The organism is Luteimonas arsenica, assembly GCF_004352825.1.
Lineage (GTDB): Bacteria > Pseudomonadota > Gammaproteobacteria > Xanthomonadales > Xanthomonadaceae > Luteimonas > Luteimonas arsenica.
Window position 1 is genome coordinate 184,656 of record NZ_SJRW01000001.1, and the last position, 17,015, is coordinate 201,670.

17 protein-coding genes are annotated in these 17,015 nt (G+C 70.5%); 7 read left to right on the plus strand and 10 right to left on the minus strand.

Translation table 11 applies throughout. The annotated features are described in order from the left end of the window. Positions 1–5: 5 nt before the first annotated feature. The 3 genes from E2170_RS00865 (at position 6) to E2170_RS00875 (ending at position 2,958) form a co-directional block, all read left to right on the plus strand. Positions 6–1,289 carry a mechanosensitive ion channel family protein gene (locus E2170_RS00865; RefSeq protein ID WP_132998771.1) on the plus strand — a complete coding sequence of 428 codons (1,284 nt, stop codon included), beginning with the start codon at positions 6–8 and terminating at the stop codon, positions 1,287–1,289. Between the two features lie 201 nt (positions 1,290–1,490). Then, positions 1,491–2,003 (plus strand): 2-amino-4-hydroxy-6-hydroxymethyldihydropteridine diphosphokinase, encoded by a 513-nt coding sequence (gene folK / locus E2170_RS00870; RefSeq protein ID WP_132998772.1) that lies wholly within the window; start codon positions 1,491–1,493, stop codon positions 2,001–2,003. Positions 2,004–2,124: 121 nt separating this feature from the next. Further along, on the plus strand, positions 2,125–2,958 hold the full coding sequence (locus E2170_RS00875; protein ID WP_132998773.1) for a DUF6159 family protein: 834 nt from the start codon (positions 2,125–2,127) through the stop codon (positions 2,956–2,958). A 1-nt stretch (position 2,959) separates the two neighbouring features. Here E2170_RS00875 and E2170_RS00880 read toward each other — a convergent pair whose 3' ends face one another. After that, complete coding sequence (locus tag E2170_RS00880) at positions 2,960–3,697, minus strand: pteridine reductase (protein WP_132998774.1); 738 nt, start codon at positions 3,695–3,697, stop codon at positions 2,960–2,962. Between the two features lie 88 nt (positions 3,698–3,785). Here E2170_RS00880 and E2170_RS00885 point away from each other — a divergent pair, with 88 nt between their 5' ends. Both E2170_RS00885 and E2170_RS00890 read left to right on the plus strand, forming a co-directional pair. Then, positions 3,786–4,970 (plus strand): class I SAM-dependent methyltransferase, encoded by a 1,185-nt coding sequence (locus E2170_RS00885; protein WP_132998775.1) that lies wholly within the window; start codon positions 3,786–3,788, stop codon positions 4,968–4,970. Beyond that, positions 4,967–5,392, plus strand: coding sequence for a VanZ family protein (locus E2170_RS00890; protein WP_132998776.1), 426 nt, complete (start codon positions 4,967–4,969; stop codon positions 5,390–5,392). Before E2170_RS00885 ends, E2170_RS00890 begins: the two co-directional genes overlap by 4 nt. A 34-nt stretch (positions 5,393–5,426) precedes the next feature. Here the strand turns inward: E2170_RS00890 and E2170_RS00895 are convergent, their stop codons facing one another. Together E2170_RS00895 and E2170_RS00900 are read right to left on the minus strand one after the other, a co-directional pair. Then, entirely contained in the window at positions 5,427–6,665 is a 1,239-nt protein-coding gene (locus tag E2170_RS00895) for a multifunctional CCA addition/repair protein (protein ID WP_132998777.1), read from the minus strand. Positions 6,666–6,672: 7 nt separating this feature from the next. Continuing rightward, positions 6,673–8,664: a lytic transglycosylase domain-containing protein gene (locus E2170_RS00900; RefSeq protein ID WP_132998778.1), complete on the minus strand. Its 1,992-nt coding sequence runs from the start codon at positions 8,662–8,664 to the stop codon at positions 6,673–6,675. Positions 8,665–8,712: 48 nt separating this feature from the next. On the opposite strand from E2170_RS00900, the gene E2170_RS00905 reads away from it, so the two are divergent. Both E2170_RS00905 and E2170_RS00910 read left to right on the plus strand, forming a co-directional pair. Next, positions 8,713–9,510: a sulfite exporter TauE/SafE family protein gene (locus tag E2170_RS00905; RefSeq protein ID WP_243708012.1), complete on the plus strand. Its 798-nt coding sequence runs from the start codon at positions 8,713–8,715 to the stop codon at positions 9,508–9,510. A 162-nt stretch (positions 9,511–9,672) separates the two neighbouring features. Next, positions 9,673–12,537 carry a TonB-dependent receptor gene (locus E2170_RS00910; RefSeq protein WP_132998779.1) on the plus strand — a complete coding sequence of 955 codons (2,865 nt, stop codon included), beginning with the start codon at positions 9,673–9,675 and terminating at the stop codon, positions 12,535–12,537. 69 nt (positions 12,538–12,606) lie between these two features. On the opposite strand, the gene E2170_RS00915 is transcribed toward E2170_RS00910, so the two are convergent. From E2170_RS00915 to E2170_RS00945, 7 genes are all read right to left on the minus strand, one after another. Beyond that, positions 12,607–13,218 (minus strand): HAD family hydrolase, encoded by a 612-nt coding sequence (locus E2170_RS00915; protein WP_132998780.1) that lies wholly within the window; start codon positions 13,216–13,218, stop codon positions 12,607–12,609. Positions 13,219–13,229: 11 nt separating this feature from the next. Next, entirely contained in the window at positions 13,230–13,613 is a 384-nt protein-coding gene (gene crcB, locus E2170_RS00920) for a fluoride efflux transporter CrcB (RefSeq protein ID WP_132999945.1), read from the minus strand. 18 nt (positions 13,614–13,631) lie between these two features. Then, positions 13,632–14,447, minus strand: a complete 816-nt coding sequence (locus E2170_RS00925; protein ID WP_132998781.1) for a class I SAM-dependent methyltransferase — start codon at positions 14,445–14,447, stop codon at positions 13,632–13,634. Between the two features lie 3 nt (positions 14,448–14,450). Further along, positions 14,451–14,900 carry an FKBP-type peptidyl-prolyl cis-trans isomerase gene (locus tag E2170_RS00930; RefSeq protein WP_132998782.1) on the minus strand — a complete coding sequence of 150 codons (450 nt, stop codon included), beginning with the start codon at positions 14,898–14,900 and terminating at the stop codon, positions 14,451–14,453. 49 nt (positions 14,901–14,949) lie between these two features. Then, positions 14,950–15,651: a DNA alkylation repair protein gene (locus E2170_RS00935; RefSeq protein ID WP_132998783.1), complete on the minus strand. Its 702-nt coding sequence runs from the start codon at positions 15,649–15,651 to the stop codon at positions 14,950–14,952. After that, positions 15,638–16,192: a hypothetical protein gene (locus E2170_RS00940; RefSeq protein WP_243708013.1), complete on the minus strand. Its 555-nt coding sequence runs from the start codon at positions 16,190–16,192 to the stop codon at positions 15,638–15,640. The genes E2170_RS00935 and E2170_RS00940 overlap by 14 nt, the downstream gene beginning before the upstream one ends. 150 nt (positions 16,193–16,342) lie before the next feature. After that, on the minus strand, positions 16,343–16,573 hold the full coding sequence (locus E2170_RS00945) for a hypothetical protein (RefSeq protein ID WP_132998784.1): 231 nt from the start codon (positions 16,571–16,573) through the stop codon (positions 16,343–16,345). Positions 16,574–17,015: the final 442 nt, after the last annotated feature.

Below are 17,015 nucleotides of genomic sequence, written 5' to 3' on the forward strand. Positions count from 1 at the left end.
TTCCGATGCAAGCTCGACTCGAGGCGCTGCAGGAAGCGCTCGCGCCCTATCCCTGGGCCTACACCGCCGTCGTCATCACCGCGCTGCTGCTGGCGGCGTGGCTGGCCAACATCCTGACCAAGCGCGTGCTGCTGCGCGGCATCAAGCGCGCGTTGCGGGCGACGCCGATGGGCGGCCAGGCGCACGACCACGAGGTCAACCTGCGGGTGATCCCGCGGCTGGCCAACGTGGTGCCGGCGCTGGTGATCGCCGCTGGCGTGGCGGTGGTGCCGGGGCTGCCGGAAGAGGTGGTCACCGTGGTGCGCGCACTGTGCCAGGCCTTCATCGTGCTGACCGTGGCGCTGTCGGTGTCGCGCGCGCTGGACCTGGTCAACACCGTCTACGAACGTCGCCCCAACGCCGCCGACAAGCCGATCAAGGGCTTCCTGCAGGTGGCCAAGATCATCATGTTCGTGCTGGTCGCGGTCTCGATCGTGGCCACCCTGATCGGCGCCAAGTTCCTGCACCTGCTCACCGGCCTGGGCGCGATGACCGCGGTGACGATGCTGATCTTCCAGGACACGATCCTGTCGCTGGTGGCCAGCGTGCAGATCAGCAGCGACGGCCGCGTGCGCATCGGCGACTGGATCGAGATGCCCGGCCAGAACGCCGACGGCGACGTGATCGACATCGCCCTGCACACCATCACCGTCAGGAACTGGGACAAGACCGTCACCCGGGTGCCGACCAAGTACCTGATCAGCGAGTCGTTCAAGAACTGGCGCGGCATGACCGAGACCGGCGCGCGCCGGATCAAGCGCTCGCTGTACATCGACCAGCGCAGCGTGCGCTTCCTGGAGCCCGACGAGGTGGCGCGCTTCCAGCGCTTCATGCTGCTCGACGACTACCTCGACGCGAAGGAGAAGGAGCTGCAGGAGTGGAACGCGAAGCTGGCCGGGCGCGGCGCCGAGCCGGTCAACCAGCGCCGCGTCACCAACCTCGGCACCTTCCGCGCCTACGTGAATCATTACCTGGCCAATCATCCCGGCATCCACCACGGCATGACCACCCTGGTGCGGCAGATGGACCCGACGCCGCAGGGCCTGCCGCTGCAGCTGTGGTGCTTCACCCACGACGTGCGCTGGAAGCCCTACGAGGACGTGCAGTCCGACATCTTCGACCACCTGCTGGCGATCATGCCGGAGTTCGGTTTGCGGGTATTCCAGGACGCGAGCGACGGGCCGCAGGAAGTGCTGCTCAGCGACGCCCGCGCGGGCAGGGAACCAACCACCGCCTCCGGCCTTTCCTAGTCGCCTTACCCAGCCCCTTCCCTTGGTTGCCTTCCCGGCCACCTCCCCTGGTGGGAGCGGCTGTAGCCGCGATCGGATTTGCGGCCACGTCGCGATAGCAATCGCGGCTGTAGCCGCTCCCACGGGGGTGCGGGGGCAGGGGTTCCGGTGGCGGCCGTGGCGGCGCGTGCGCGATCATGGGCGCCCCCGCGGAGCGCGTACATGCCCATCGCCTACCTGAGCCTCGGCAGCAACCTCGAGCCCGTACGCCACCTGCGCGAGGCGATCGCGGCGCTGCGCGAACGCTTCGGCAACGTCGAGGTGTCGATCGTCTACCGCTTTCCGGCCGTCGGCTACCAGGGTCCGGATTTCCTGAACGCTGCCGCGGCGCTGCGCACGGACCTGTCGCCGGCGGCGCTCAACGACTGGCTGCATGCGCTTGAAGATGCGCACGGGCGCGACCGCAGCGGCCCGCGCTACAGCGACCGCACGCTCGACGTCGACATCGTGCTTTACGACGAGCTGGTGGCCGAAGGCGCCGGCAACCTGCGCATCCCGCGCGACGAACTGCGCCACGCCTTCGTGCTCAAGCCGCTGGCGGAGATCGCGCCGGACGCGCTGCATCCGCTCGAGCGACGTCGCATCGCCGACCTGTGGCGGGCGCACCCGGACCACGACACCGCTTTCGACGCCGTGGACCTCGGGACGGAACAGTGGGAGCAGGCCACGGAATAGTGTGCGGGTGCGGCCGGTGGTCACATTCCGGCCGCAGCCTGCGTCGTGGGAACATGGACCTGATGCGGTGGCGGACCTGCCGCCGCGGGGGAACACGGAATCCAGAAGGGAGGATGGAGCGATGTTCGAGAAGTTTTCGCGCAGCTGGGACATGGTGAAGGCGAGCGCCGAGGTGCTGCGCTCCGACCGCGAACTGATGCTGTTCCCGGTGCTGTCGGGGTTGGCCACGCTGCTGGTGATGGCGAGCTTCGCGCTGCCGACGCTGGCCCTGGGCGTGTTCGCCAATGGCTGGAGCGTGGGCGGGGTCCTGCTCGCCTTCGCCTTCTACTTCTGCACCTACAGCGTGATGATCTTCTTCAACTGCGCGCTGGTGGGCGCGGCGATGATCCGCCTGGAGGGCGGTGATCCCACGCTGTCCGACGGACTGGCGGCGGCGCGCGCGCGCATGGGCTCGATCTTCGGCTACGCGGCAATCGCCGCCACCGTGGGCGTGCTGCTGCAGGCGCTCAAGGGCAAGGACAACAACTTCCTGGTGCGCCTGGTCGGCAGCGGCCTGGGCATGGCCTGGACGCTGGCCACCTTCCTGGTGGTGCCGGTGCTGGTCAGCCGCGACATCGGCCCGGTCGATGCGCTGAAGCAGAGCGTGACCCTGCTCAAGCGCACCTGGGGCGAGAACGCCGTGGGCCAGGTCGGCATCGGCGCCGCCTTCGGCCTGCTGAGCTTCTGCGCGGTGCTGGTGTCGGTCGGGCTGGTGGTGCTGGCCGCGCAGGCTTCGGTGGCGCTGGCGATCGTGGTCGGCGTGGCGTGCCTGCTGGGCGTGCTGCTGCTGGGCGTGTACCAGGCGGCGCTGACGGGGATCTATTCGGCGGTGCTGTACCGTTATGCGGTGGCGCACGAGGTGCCGGAGGCCTTTCGGGGCACCGACATCGCGCACGCCTTCGCGCCGAAGCGCTGACTCAGCGCAGCCCGCGGCCGCCGTCGACGGCGAGCACCATCCCTGTGGTGTACTCCGCGTCGCGCAGCAGCCAGAGCACGGCGCCGGCGATCTCTTCGGGGGTGCCGGTGCGGCCCAGCGGGGTCATCGCCAGCAACCGCTCCTGCAGCGCCGGGTCGATGCCTTCGTCCGGCCACAGGATGGCGCCCGGGGCCACTGCGTTCACCCGCACCTCCGGGGCCAGGGCCACGGCCAGGGCGCGGGTCGCGGCCTCCAGCGCGCCCTTGCTGCTGGCATAGGCGGCGAGGTCGGCGCGCGGGGCGCGGGCATAGACATCGGACAGGTTGACGATGGCGCCGCGCGCCGCGCGCAGGTGCGGCGCGGCGGCCTGGGCGAGGAAGAACGGCGCCTTCGCATTCACCGCCATCATCCCGTCCCAGTGCGCAGGATGGATGCCGCCGAATACGGCCGGCGCGAAGCCCGAGGCGTTGTTGACCAGGGCGTCGAGGCGCCCGAAGCGGCCGACGGTGCGCGCCACCAGCTCCGGCAGGCGGTCGAATTCGGCCAGATCCGCCTGCAGCGGCAACACGCTGCCCGGGCGCGCGGCGTCCAGCTCCGTCGCAAGTGCTGTGGCCTCGCCGGCGGAGCCGCGGTAGTGCAGGGCGAGGTCGTAGCCGGCGCCGTGCAGGCGGCGCGTGATGGCAGCGCCCAGGCGGCGCGCGGCGCCGGTGACGAGCGCGACTGGATGGCCTCCCGACATGGCTGGCTCCGTAACAGGGAAGGGACACGATAACGTCCCGCGGCGCGCGTTTCCGTATCCTTTCCGCGCGTACGCAACGGAATCCCCCATGCCGCTTCCCCCGCTCGACCCCGAGGCCCAGGCCCACAGCGACCGCCTGCGCCAGCTGATCCACGCCGTGATCGCCGATGCCGGCGGCGCGATTCCCTTTTCCCGCTTCATGGAGCTGGCGCTGTACGCGCCGGGCCTGGGCTACTACAGCGCCGGCAGCACCAAGTTCGGCCGCGCCGGCGATTTCGTCACCGCGCCCGAACTCGGCAGCCTGTTCGCCGAATGCGTGGCCGAGGCGCTGGCACCGCCGCTGCGCCAGGTCGGCGACCGCGCCACTTTCGTGGAGATCGGCGGCGGCAGCGGTGCCTTCGCCGAAGCCGCGATCCGGCACCTGGCCGCACTCGACGCCATGCCCGCCTGCTACGCCATCCTCGAGCCCAGCGCCGACCTGCGCGAACGCCAGCGCGAACGCCTCCGCGAGCGCCTGCCCGCCGCGCTCAACGCGCGCGTCGAATGGCTGGATCGCCCGCTGGGCGAGGACGACTGGAGCGGCGTGCTGTTCGCCAACGAGGTGATCGATGCCCTGCCCACGCCGCGCTTCGTGATCCGCGGCGGCGAGGTGATGGAGGAGGGCGTGGCCAGCGCAGCCGATGGCGGCTTCACGGTGGTCGAAGTGCCTTCCGACGCGCTGATGACCGCCGCCGTGCGCCACGTCGAGCGCGAGCGCGGCGAGGCCTTCCCCGAGGGCTACCGCTCAGAGCTGCTGCCGCAGCTGCCGTACTGGATCCAGGCGGTGATGGGCCGGATGCAGGCCGGGGCGATGCTGTTCATCGACTACGGCTACCCGCGTCGCGAGTACTACGCGCGGACGCGCGACCGCGGCACCCTGCGCGCCTTCCATCGCCACCACGTGGTCGACGACGTGTTCGCGCGCGTGGGCCTCCAGGACATCACGGCTTCGGTGGACTTCACCGCGCTGGCCGAGGCCGGCACCGGCGCCGGCTTCGACTTCGCCGGCTACTGCAGCCAGGCGGCGTTTCTCCTCGGCAACGGCCTGGAGCAGCGCCTGGCCGCGCAGGAGGCGATCGCCTCCACCGAGACCGCACGCTTCGCCCTGCGCCGCGAAGTGCAGCAGCTGACCCTGCCCACCGCCATGGGCGAACGCTTCCAGGCCATGGGCTTCGAGCGCGGCGTGCCCTTCGAGGCCGCCTTCCTCGCCGGCGACCTGAGCTTCCGGCTGTGAGTGGCCGGCCGCGCTTCGGGCGTTCGCTCAAGCCGCTGCGCTGGCCCTGGGCGTGGGCGGCGCTGTGGTGCCTGGCGATCGCGGTGGTGGTGGCGCTGTCGTTGATGCCGGCAGCGGAACTGCCCGATGCGCCGGGCAACGACAAGCTGCACCATTTCCTCGCCTATTTCGCGCTGGCGGCGAGCGCGGTGCAGCTGTTCGCGCGCTGGCCCGCGCTGCTCGGCGCCGGCCTGGGGCTGGTGCTGCTGGGCATCGGCCTGGAATACGCGCAGGGTGCGATGGGCGTGGCGCGCATGGCCGACCGCTGGGACGCGCTGGCCAATACCCTGGGTGTGATCGCCGGCCTGGGCACGCGGCTGACGCCGCTCCACGACCTGCTGCTGCGTATCGAAGCGCGCCTGGCGCTGCGTGCGTCCGGCTGAGCGGTCGGCGCCGCGCGGCTTCCGCTCCGGCTGATCAGCCCGGGTCGCGGCGTAGCGTGCGTGCTGCGCCGATCGCGGCGATGCGCGCCTTGCGCAGTGCCTCGCCGAAGGCGGGGCCCTTGAGATCGGGGTGGGCGATGTCGGCGCCAGTCACCGCGGCGGCCGCGTCGCGCAGGCGCACGAGTTCTTCGCCCTGCGGATAGGGATGGTCCTCCAGCCCGGCGCGGCCGCGCTTGTCGGCTTCGCAGGCGACGGCCAGCTGGCGGACGCGTCCGGGCCTGCGGAAGCCGTCGCAGCGCGCCAGCAGGTCGTGCACGGTCTGGTCGCGCAGTTCGGCCAGGCGATGCACGTTGAGGTGTTCGCGGCAGGCGACCACCGCCAGCTCGCGATGCGCGGCCGGCACCCGCAGGCGCTCGCACAGCGCGCGCACTGGCGCCACGCCGCGCTGCTCGTGCTGGATGTGGCGCGGCAGCTCGTCGGCCGGCGTCAGCGCCTTGCCCAGGTCGTGCACCAGTGCGGCGAAGCCGACCTCGTCGTCGCCCGGTGCCAGCTTCGCGGCCATGTCGCAGACCAGTTCGACATGCACGCCGGTATCGACCTCGGGGTGGTATTCCGGCCGCTGCGGCACGCCGTACAGCGCATCGACCTCGGGCAGAACGACCGCCAGCGCGCCGCAGTCGCGCAGGGTCTGCAGGAAGGCCGAAGGCCGCTGCGAGCGCAGCGCGCGCACCAGCTCCTGCCAGACGCGCTCGGGCACCAGGTCGGCCAGTTCGCCGCCGGCCACCATCCCGCGCATCAGCGCGCGGGTTTCATCGGCCACGGTGAAGCCCAGCGGTGCGAAGCGCGCCATGAAACGCGCCGCGCGCAGCACCCGCAGCGGATCCTCGGCGAAGGCGGGACCGACGTGGCGCAGCACGCGCGCCTCGAGGTCGCGCTGGCCGTCGTAGGGATCGACCAGGCGACCGTCGTCGCGCTCGGCGATGGCGTTGATGGTGAAGTCGCGGCGGCCGAGGTCTTCCTCCAGCGTCACCGTCGGCGCGGCGTCGACCACGAAGCCGCGGTGGCCGCGCGCCGACTTGCGCTCGGTGCGCGCCAGCGCGTGCTCCTCGCCGGTGTCGGGGTGCAGGAAAACGGGGAAGTCGCGGCCCACCGCGCGGAAGCCGGCGGCGAGCATCGCCTCGGGCGTCGAGCCGACCACCACCCAGTCGCGGTCGCCCGCCGGCAGCCCGAGCAGCCGGTCGCGTACCGCACCGCCGACGAGAAGGGTCTCCAAGGCGCCCTCAGCCCCCGCTGCCGGCGGCAGTGGGCGGACTGGCGGCCGCCGGACAGCTGAAGGATTTTCGCGCCGCGACGGTGCGGCCCAGCATGCGGTCGCCCACCGGCACTGGCGCGTCGCCCAGTCGCCAGTCGTAGATCACGCTGAAGGCCAGCACGCGCGCCACGTAGTCGCGGGTTTCCTTGTAGGTGATGGTCTCGATCCAGAAGTCGGCATCCATGCCCGGGCGCTGCGACTGCCAGCGCGCGGTCGGCGTGGGACCGGCGTTGTAGGCGGCGATGGCGACGTAGGGCAGGGTGTACTTGTCCTTCATCTCGCGCAGGTAGGCGGTGCCGATGCGCACGTTGGTGGCCGGGTCGTACAGCGACTCCGCGCCCGACCACGGAATGCCCAGGCGCCGCGCCACGCCGGCGCCGGTGTCCGGCAGCACCTGCATCAGGCCGCGGGCATTGGCCGGCGAGCGCGCGCGCGGGTTGAACGTGCTTTCCGCGCGGATCTCGGCGGCGACCCAGGCGGGGTCGAGGTTGTTGCGCGCGGACTCGCGGCGGATCAGGGCGTCGTGGTGCAGCGGGAAGCGCAGCGTGTACAGGCGCAGTTCCTCCGGCTTGCGCTCGCCGCCGGCGTTGACCAGGCCGAACACGCCGCGGTCGAACCAGCCGTTGTCCTGCGCCACCTCCACCGCGATCTGACGCTGGCGGTCGCTGAAGCGCGAAAGCGCGTCGCGCCACTCGCGCGTGGCCCAGCCTGCGCGGTTGATGCGGAACAGCGCCATCGCGCGCTGCATCGCCGGATCGTTCGCCACCGCGGCCTTGTCCGCGGCGCTGCCGCCGTGTTCCAGCGGACACAGCGCATAGGGCTGGTCGATGCGGTCGGCGGCGAGGAAACCATGGAAATCCGGTTCGCGCGCGGCCGCCGCGTACAGCCGACGCGCGGCGGCGCGGTCGCCGGCGAGTTCACGCAGGCGCGCTTCGAAGTAGGTCCAGCGCGACTGGCCGCGCTGCTCCGCGCCCATTCGCTCGATCCCGGCCAGCGCCGCGCGCCAGTCCGAGCGCGCCAGTGCCTCGCGCACGCGCCACTCGTGCAGGCGGTCGTCCCAGGCGGCCTCGGGCACCGCGGCCAGGCGCCGCGCGCCGCCGTCGTGGTAGGAGGCCACCGTCCACAGCGCGATCTGGTAGAGCACGCGACTGCGGTCGGCGTCGCTGAAGTCCAGCGCCGCCGCCACCTGCGGCAGCAGCGATTCGGCCGAATCGGGGTTCGTGCGCGCCAGCGCCGCCAGGCCGTGCGAGGCGGCGAGGCGGCTGCGCGCGTCCTTCGGCCACGAGGTCGCGCTGGCATCGGCCTTCGCGATATAAGCGGCATAGGCCTCGGCCTGGCGGCGCTGCGCATCGGGCAGGCCGCGCGCGGCGGCGCGCACCACGGCCGGCTGGCCCTCGGCGATCGCGGCTTCGATCCGCGCCCAGCGCTCGGCTTCGCCCAGGCCGCCGCGTTCGGCCAGCGCGGCGAACACCGGATCGCAGGCGTCGGGCTGCGAGCGCCCGGCGCCGCGCCACAGCTCCTGCACCTCGGCGGTCCATTTCGCGTCGGCGGCGCCGGTGCGCAGGCGCGCTTCGAGTTCATTGCAGGCCAGGGCCGCGGAGCCGGTGCCCGCCACCCACGCAGTACGGAAGCCCGCCCAGTCCTTGCGCTTCGCCAGTTCGCCCAGCCACGCGGTGCGGAAGGTGTCGACCACGGCCGCCTGGCCGCGGTGGCGGTCGATGAAGTCGAGCGCCTGCGCGGGCGTCAGGTTCGCGATGTCGCGGTTCAGCCGCGCATGGCCGATCCAGCCCTGCAGCGGGTGGTCGGCGCGCAGCGGCGGCAGCGGCTGGCCGATCTCGGCGGCGGTGAGCGCGCGCCGCGCGAGATCGTCGTCGGGCAGCGCCTGGGCCGGCGCGGTGCTGGTGGCAAGGGACAGCGCGAACGCCGCAGACAGTACGATGCAGGGTTTGTGGGGCGACATGCGGGGACTATATCGAATGGTTCCGTGGCCCATGCTGAAGGAGTCGACGTGATCGACGGGTTCTGGATGTTCCCGCTGCTGGGCCTCGTCGCCGGCGTGCTGGCCGGCCTGCTCGGCATCGGCGGTGGTCTGGTGCTGGTGGCGGCGCTGGCCTGGCTGCTGCCGTTGCATGGCGTGCCGGCGGAACTGGCAATGCATGCCGCGCTGGCGACGTCGATGGCCAGCATCGTGTTCACCGCGCTGTCCTCGGCGCGCTCGCACCACCGCCGCGGCAGCGTGCTGTGGCCGACGGTGCGCTGGATGGTGCCGGGCCTGCTGGTCGGCGGCTGGCTGGGCAGCCTGCTGGCGGTGGGTCTGGAAGGCATCGTGCTGCGCTGGATCGTCGCCCTGTACTGCCTGGTCGCCGGCGCGCAGATGGCCTTCGGCGGCGCGCGCGCGGACAGCGGCCAGGACGTCGTGCCCACCGGCCTGCCGATGACCGCCGCCGGCACCGGCATCGGCGCGCTGTCGGCGGTGGTCGGCATCGGCGGCGGCAGCATGACCGTGCCGCTGCTGGTCTGGCGCGGCGTGCGCCCGGTGCGTGCGGTCGGCACGTCCTCGGCCTGCGGCGTGGCGATCGCCATCGGCAGCGTGCTGGGCTATGCGCTGAATGCGCCTCCCGGCGGCCTGGTGGAAGGCGCGGTGGGCTATGTCTACCTGCCGGCCGCGATCGGCGTGGCCGTGGCCTCGGTGCTCGCCGCGCCATGGGGCACGCGGCTGGCGCACGCGATCAGCGGTGCGGCGCTGCGGCGGGTGTTCGCCGTCTTCATGGTGCTCGTGGGCCTGAGCCTGGTGTTGCAGGGCTGAGCCGCGCGGGATCCGTGCGTCGATCCGGATGTGCGTGCGTGCGTGGGTGATCTGTGCCGCAGTTCCGCATCCGGGCCTTGCCGTTGTTTTACGGTTTGTTTACAACTGGGCCGCCGACGGCACGGGGGCAACGGGCCGGCACCACCTCACAAGGAGTGATCCATGGCCATGCCCCCGCGTTGCCTGCTGGCGGCCGCCGTCGGCGCCGCGCTGTCCCTCACGGTTCCCGCCGCGGCCTTCGCGCAGGACGCCGACCCCACCACCCTGGATTCGGTCACCGTCACCGGCTCGCGCATCAAGCAGTCGGAACTTGAAACCCATGTCCCCGTGCAGGTGCTCACGCGCGAGGACATCGACCGCAGTGGCTTCAAGTCGGTGTCGGACATCGTCCAGAACCTGACGGCCAGCGGCGCGGGCCTCAATACCAAGTTCAACTCCAGCGGCAACTTCGGCTTCCCGCCCGACGGCGGCGGCGTGGGCGCGGGCGCGGCCACGGTCGACCTGCGTCACCTTGGCCCCAAGCGCGTGCTGGTGCTGGTGGACGGTATCCGCTGGGTCAACGAGTCCTCGGGCTCGGGCGTGGGCTCGGCCGTCGACCTCAACACCATCCCGCTGGCGCTGGTCGACCGCATCGAGGTGCTGGAGGACGGTGCCTCCTCGATCTACGGCTCCGACGCCATCGCCGGCGTGGTCAACATCATCACCCGCAAGAACGTGCAGGGCGGCGACATCGAACTGCACTACGGCACCTACGACGACCTCGGCGGCGACACCTGGGGCGCGGACATGGGCTTCGGCGGCGGCAGTGACCGGCTGCAGTGGTTCGTCGGCGCCTCGTACTTCAAGCAGGACGAGGTGTCCTCGCTCAAGTACGGACCGTCCAGCGTGCCGGTGCCGGGCACCGGGCTGTCCAACGGCAGTTCGGCCACGCCGCAGGGGCGCTTCGTGTTCCTCGATCCGAACACCGGCGTGGTGCATGACCTCACCACCAACACCGGCGTGAGCGACCCGGTCTTCAATCCGGGCGAGGCCTGCGAGCGCACGGACGGCTTCCACTGCTTCGCCACCGCCGACCGCTTCAACTTCGCGCCCTACAACCTGCTGCTGACGCCGTCCGAGCGCAAGACCGTGTTCGGCCAGGTGCGCTTCGCCTTCAACGACAACGTCGGTGGCTATGCGCGCGTGCTGTACAACGAGCGGCAGTCGGCCAACCAGGCCGCGCCCGAGCCCTTCTTCCTCGGCACCGACGCCGGCATCTACAACCACTGGGGCGAAAGCAGCCTGGTGATCTCGGCGCTCAATCCCTACAACCCCTTCGGCTTCGACCTCACCACCGTCGGCGACGACGCCAACCTGTTCCTGCTCGGCCGTCGCCCGGTGGAAGGCGGCCCGCGCCGCTACGAGCAGGACGTCGAGACCTGGTACGTGGCCGCCGGCGTTGAGGGCAGCTTCGACGTGCGCGACCGCCCCTGGAGCTGGGACGTGAACCTGGTGCGCAGCGAGAGCCGCGCCGAGCAGACCAACTACGGCAGCTACAACCTGCGCCGCATCAACGAAGCCCTGGGCGACCCCGCGGCCTGCGCCGCGATCGCCGGCTGCGTGCCGCTGAACCTGTTCGGCGGCGCCGGCACCATCACCCCGGAGATGCTGGCCTTCATCCAGCCGGTGGTGCGCGACGAGAGCGAGAACCAGCTCAGCCTGGTGTCGGCGAACATCACCGGCGCGCTGGCCGAACTGCCCGCGGGCCCGCTGGGCTTCGCCGCCGGCTACGAGTACCGCAAGTACGAAGGCGCCTACCAGCCCGACCCGATCACCGTGGCCGGCGAATACAACGGCGTGCCCTCGGGCGCGACCCGCGGCGACTACGACGTCAACGAGCTCTACCTCGAACTGGCCGTGCCGCTGTACGCCAACGCCGAGCGCGGCAGCGCGCTGGACATGAGCATCGCCGGCCGCTACTCGGACTACTCGACTTTCGGCGGCGAGAGCACCGGCAAGTTCGGCCTGCGCTGGCAGGTGGCCGAGGAACTGGTGCTGCGCGGCACCTGGGCGCAGGGCTTCCGCGCGCCGTCGATCGGCGAGCTGTACGGCACGCTGTCGCGCTTCGACGCCACCCTGATCGATCCCTGCTCCGGACCTGCCAACGCGGTGCGGCCGGAGTGCGTCGCGCAGGGCGTGCCGGCGGACTACGTGCAGACCAACTCGCAGATCTCGGTGGTGACCTCGGGCAACCCGGACCTGCAGCCGGAAGAGAGCCGCAGCCTGACCCTGGGCGCCGTGTGGAGCCCCTCGTTCGCGAGCGATGCCGCCTGGTCGGAGCGCATGGACCTGGGCCTGACCTTCTACAAGCACACCATCAACGACGCCATCCAGGCGCCCGATGCCCAGGCCATCCTCAACCGCTGCGTGTTCGAGGCCGATCCCTTCTCCTGCGGGTCCTACGACCGCAGCGACCGCGGCCAGATCGTCCGCTTCGACGACATCCTCGACAACCTCGGCACCATCCGCACCGACGGCTGGGACCTGAGCCTGGGCTGGCTGCTGCCCGAGCAGTCGTGGGGCCAGTTGCGCTTCGACGCCAAGGCCACCTTCGTGGGCAAGTACGAGCTGGTCAACGAATCCGGCCAGGCCGAGCCGCGCGCGCCGGGCGTCGAGGTGAATGACAGCGCGATTCCGGAGTGGACCTCGTCGCTGACCACGCAGTGGACGAAGGGGCCTTGGGCGCTGGCCTGGAGCGTCCGCCACATCGGCGAGCTGCGCGAGTCCTGCGGCGGTGCGAATGGCTTCCCGATCTGCGACGACAGCGCCAACGACCTCAACCGGCTCGATGCCACCACCTACCACGACCTGCAGGCCTCGTGGAACAGCGACGCATTGATGCGCGGGCTGCGGGTGACCCTGGGCGTGAACAACCTCACCGGCGAGGACCCGCCGATCTGCCTGAGCTGCTCGCTCAACGGCTACGACGCGTCCACCTACGACCTGCCGGGGCGGTTCTTCTATGCGCGCGTGGGCGTGAAGTTCTGAGTCGATGCGGGCCGGCCGGCGTGGGTGCCGGCCGGCATGTTGCGGTACCGCTGCACATGGAGCGGCGGCTCAGTGCGCCGCCTCGGGTGCCGCTGCGGGCATGGAGCGGTAGTGGCGTTCGTGTGCCATCGCCAGCAGTTCCTGGTCTTCCGGGGTGTCGCCGTAGGCGTGGATGCGTGCGTAGCCGGTCGGCGGGTAGCGTTCCATGACCCGCCGCGCCTTCTCGGCGCGCACGCACTGCCGGCCACGATAGCGGCCGGTCAGCAGGCGGTCGCGCTGCTCGAGCGACGAGCAGACGAGTTCCAGGCCGTGTTCGCGTGCCCACGGTTCGAGGTAGGCATCGAGCCCGCCGGAGACGATGACCACAGCGTCGCCGCGCGCCCGGTGCCAGGCGATCCGCGCCATCGCTTCGGGACGCAGCAGTCCGGGCAGGACGTCGCGTGCGAACGCCAGGCCGTGGCATTCGAGCTCGGGTGCGGGCACGCCGCGGAAACCGAACAGGCAGATGGCCGTGCGCACGACCGTTCCCGACACCAGGCCCAGCCGGTAGCCCACAACCAGCGGCGCAAGCAGCACCTTGCCCAGCCGCAGGCGGCCAGGACGCACGGCCGCGCGCATGAAGTCGGGCATGGTCTCCCGCGTGGTGATCGTGCCGTCGAAGTCGAACAGGGCCAGGTCCATGGTTTCGGGTTTCAGCGCGGCAGGAACTCGATCAGTTTGAATCCCAGCCAGACCGCGACCAGGCCCAGGGTGACGCTGCCCAGCACGTACAGCACGGCGATGCCGGTGTCGCCGCGCCGGAGCAGGTACAGGGTTTCCAGCCCGAACGCGGAGAACGTCGTGAATCCACCGAGCAGGCCGGTGAACAGGAACAGCCGGACGTCCGGTCCGAAGCCTGGGTGGCGCTCGAAGGCGCCCGCGAGCAGCCCGATCACCAGGCAGCCCAGCACGTTCACTACGAAGGTGCCGGCCGGGAAGCGGTCCTGCGCCGTCATCTGCAGCACCAGTCCGCCCAGCAGGTAGCGGGCGATCGAACCGATGAAGCCGCCGAGGCCCACCAGCACGATGGATTGCATGTTCACGGCCCCGGCTTCTCAGTACTGGCCGGAGCGTAGTGCACGCAGGCCTTTCACCGCGTTGGCGCGGGCGTGGCAGGTGATCGAACCGTCGGCCGCGGCCGGCAGCCTGCCGCGCACGCGATCGCGGATGGCCGCAAGCTCCGCCGGCGGCATCGCGGCCAGCGTGGGCCCCAGGCTGGGTGCGCCGAGCGCCGTGTCCCAGAAGTCGTCGAAATCCCCGAAGCGGCGGCTGACGTCGATCGAGCGGGTCTCCACCGCCTCGAGCCCCGCCTCCGTCCACAGCGCATGCATGGCATCGATCCGCGAAGCATCCGGGCTGGGCGGCCGCGGCGAGGTCACGCCGCTGCCGCGCACCTCCGCCAGCAGCACTTCGTAGGGGAAGCCGCCGCCGTCCATGTCCCAGGCATAGGCCGCTACGGAACCGCCGGGGCGGACGACGCGCACCATCTCCGCGACGCCCTTGCGCGGGTCGGGCACGAAGAAGATCACCAGCGGCATCACCGCCACGTCGAAGCTGTCCTCCGCGAAGGGCAGCGCCATCGCATCGCCGATGCGCAGGTCCGCGGCTTGCAGCGTCGGCCGCGCGCGTGCGTAGTCGAGCTGGGCCTGCGAAGGATCGACGCCGTGCACCGAGCGCGGATCGCAACGGTCGAACAGCATTTCGGTGAAGGCACCGTTGCCGCAGCCGACGTCCAGCCAGCGCAGGGCTTGCGCGGGATCGAGCCAGTCGAGGAAGGCGTCGCCGACGAGCTGGCTCCAGCGGCCCATGTAGCGCTCGTAGGAGGCGCCGTTGCTGAAGCGGATGGTGTCGGTGGTCGTGGTGGTATCCATGCCTCAGCGCCGCACGTCCAGCAGCTCGACCTCGAACACCAGCGAGGCGCCCGGCGGTATCACGCCGCCCGCGCCCTTGGCGCCGTAGGCGAGGTCGGCGGGAATGCGCAACTCGCGCTTGCCGCCCACGCGCATGCCGGCCACGCCCTCGTCCCAGCCGCGGATCACGCGGCCGGCGCCGAGCTTGAACACGAAGGGCTGGCCGCGGTCGACCGAGCTGTCGAACTTCGCGCCGCGCCGGTCGGCGGCGGTCTGTTCGTGGAGCCAGCCGGTGTAGTGCACGCTGACCTCGTCGCCGGGCGTCGCGGTCTCGCCTTCACCCACCACCAGGTCGATGCGCTCGAGTTCGGGCACGTTGCCGCCGGTGTAGGGCGGTACCTGGCTGCAGGCGGTCGCCAGCACCAGGACGACGGCGGCGAGGAGGGCGGCGAAGCGGAACGGGCGAATCGGCATGGGGACTCCGTGGATGACTGGCGGATGCTCGACTCCGGATTGTCCGCCTTTAGAGCCCCAGTTTCTCCTTCAGCCGATCCGTGGTCAGGTGCCTGGTGACATCGAAGGACTCGCAGCTGCCGCTGGCGGAGGCGAACCCGATCGGCCCCGCGTCGCGTGCGACCTTCAGCGCGGCCCGGTTCAGGGCGACGCTGCGCTTCCCGATCCCCATCAGCGCCGTGGCCATCGCCAGGCGGACGCGCTCGGGTTCGTTGTCGATGCGGTCCGCGATGCGCTGGACATGCGCGAGGAAGAAGGATTCCTCCGGTGCCTTCCTGCCGGAAAGCTTGGATGCCTCGTAGAGCAGCCCGTAGCCGCAGTCGCGGCGCACCGGATCGTCGCTGCGTACCCACTCGTCGGCCAGCTCGACCATGAAAGGTGTCTTCGCGAGCGTCGCGTCGCAGGAGGCGAAGACGTGGGCCAGCATCCCGCCGGACAGTTCCCCGACCTGCCGCTCGGCCTGCTCGCGGGTGATCTGCGCGGGATCGTCGATCAGGAGTGCGATGACCCGCGCGTCGTGGACGTCGGTCTTCCACAGCGCCTGCGCCAGCGCCCGGTCGCGCCCGACCTGCTTCGCCAGCTTGCGCAGGCGCGTGAGCCCGATCCCGTAGCTGCGCATGCCGGCGGTGGCCGGGCCGAGCTTCTCCCAGTTCTTCATGCCGCGCTCGTCGCGCTCGGCGCGGAGCAGGGCGAGGACTTCAGCGACGGTCATCGTGACGCTCCCATATCCCGGACTCATGCATGAGCCGCAGGGTGTAGTTGACATGGAGGGTCTGGTTGCCCCCGCAGTCGATCGTGCTGCCCCTGCCGTCCGGCGCAGCCACCATGATGGAAGAATCGCCCCGGAGCCGGTCCATCACGGTGTAGTGGTAACCCCGGTTCTCGAACCTGATGGACGCATCCCCATTGGCGAAGGTCATGAAGGTGAACAGGCCCGCAGGGGGCTGCTTCTCCGCAGGATAGGTGAACACCGTCGTGCCCGCGTCCGACGCCCGGTACTGCATGTGGCCCGCGTCGCGGGTCATCACCCGGGAGGCGCAGAGCGAGTACTCCCGGTCGCGAACCTTGCACGACCACAGCGTCACCTCGTCGTTTCCGCAAAGCGGGCTCGGCGGATAGTAGTCGCCGTGGGTTTGCCACTCGGCGTCCCTGATCGACGGGAGCAGCCCTGATTCCTGTGAAGCAGCTGGCGGCATGGCCAAGGCAAGGCCAACGGCCAGGAAGGGCCAAGTCATCCTTTCCATGTCAGGCATGCACCTGATTCCATGGTTCCCGGATGCATTCCCGGAACTCCTGCGACTCCTGCGCCCAGCGCATGTGCCAGAGCGCGTCGCAAAGCTGCGTCGGCTCGGACGCACTGTCCGGGCGTGCTTCCGGACCTCGGGATTGATGCTTGGGCGTTGTCACGAAGTGCCGCGTCTTTGCCGAAGCCATAACCAAGAATGAGGAACAGAAACAGGCCTTCCGAAGGCCATGCCAACAATTCCAACGGTCTTGTCTCGGCCCGCTTGCGCAGCGGAAAACAGGAAGATGGCAACGACGAAGAACAGCGGATTGGAAGCCAGCCCCAGGATCATGAAGAGCAGAGCCGAAAAGAACAGCCAGGTGCTTGAGCGTCTTCCTTGGTTCGACATCGTGATGTTTTCTCCTTGCGGTCCAGCGCCGGAACCAAGCCGCGCCGCGAAGCGGTGTCGGCTTGAATGACTTGTCAGGGCCCATGCTGCGTACAAGGCGAGGGCTGCAGGGGCAGAAAGTGTTCTGCGACTGGATGCAGTAACCAGAACACGCCAAGGATGGCAACTCCGAGCAGGATGGATGTAGTCAGGCTGCGCGATACTGTTCTGATCCTGGTCGACTTTGCGAGCCGGCCAACGACCCAAGAGCCGACGAGGGCGACTAGCCAGATGACACCAGCGAAGGACAGGGCGAGTGTGTAGCCTGTTGTGAAGCTGTGACTGTGGTTCGGACAGATGCCAGGAGCGGGCGTGTAGAGCAAGTCACCAACCGGCGTAGCCTTGTAGTGCGAGTATCCGAACCACGCGGCTGCGAGAACCATGAGGACAGGCGCCCAGATTG

Excerpts from the sequence above, each read along its gene's own strand:
- E2170_RS00915 (WP_132998780.1), bottom strand. The coding sequence starts at position 13,218 with ATGGACCTGGCCCTGTTCGACTTCGACGGCACGATCACCACGCGGGAG.
- E2170_RS00935 (WP_132998783.1), bottom strand. The coding sequence starts at position 15,651 with ATGACCGTCGCTGAAGTCCTCGCCCTGCTCCGCGCCGAGCGCGACGAG.
- E2170_RS00885 (WP_132998775.1), top strand. The coding sequence starts at position 3,786 with ATGCCGCTTCCCCCGCTCGACCCCGAGGCCCAGGCCCACAGCGACCGC.
- E2170_RS00925 (WP_132998781.1), bottom strand. The coding sequence starts at position 14,447 with ATGGATACCACCACGACCACCGACACCATCCGCTTCAGCAACGGCGCC.
- crcB (WP_132999945.1), bottom strand. The coding sequence starts at position 13,613 with ATGCAATCCATCGTGCTGGTGGGCCTCGGCGGCTTCATCGGTTCGATC.
- E2170_RS00875 (WP_132998773.1), top strand. The coding sequence starts at position 2,125 with ATGTTCGAGAAGTTTTCGCGCAGCTGGGACATGGTGAAGGCGAGCGCC.
- E2170_RS00930 (WP_132998782.1), bottom strand. The coding sequence starts at position 14,900 with ATGCCGATTCGCCCGTTCCGCTTCGCCGCCCTCCTCGCCGCCGTCGTC.
- E2170_RS00865 (WP_132998771.1), top strand. The coding sequence starts at position 6 with ATGCAAGCTCGACTCGAGGCGCTGCAGGAAGCGCTCGCGCCCTATCCC.
- E2170_RS00880 (WP_132998774.1), bottom strand. The coding sequence starts at position 3,697 with ATGTCGGGAGGCCATCCAGTCGCGCTCGTCACCGGCGCCGCGCGCCGC.
- E2170_RS00910 (WP_132998779.1), top strand. The coding sequence starts at position 9,673 with ATGGCCATGCCCCCGCGTTGCCTGCTGGCGGCCGCCGTCGGCGCCGCG.
- folK (WP_132998772.1), top strand. The coding sequence starts at position 1,491 with ATGCCCATCGCCTACCTGAGCCTCGGCAGCAACCTCGAGCCCGTACGC.
- E2170_RS00945 (WP_132998784.1), bottom strand. The coding sequence starts at position 16,573 with ATGTCGAACCAAGGAAGACGCTCAAGCACCTGGCTGTTCTTTTCGGCT.
- E2170_RS00900 (WP_132998778.1), bottom strand. The coding sequence starts at position 8,664 with ATGTCGCCCCACAAACCCTGCATCGTACTGTCTGCGGCGTTCGCGCTG.
- E2170_RS00940 (WP_243708013.1), bottom strand. The coding sequence starts at position 16,192 with ATGCCTGACATGGAAAGGATGACTTGGCCCTTCCTGGCCGTTGGCCTT.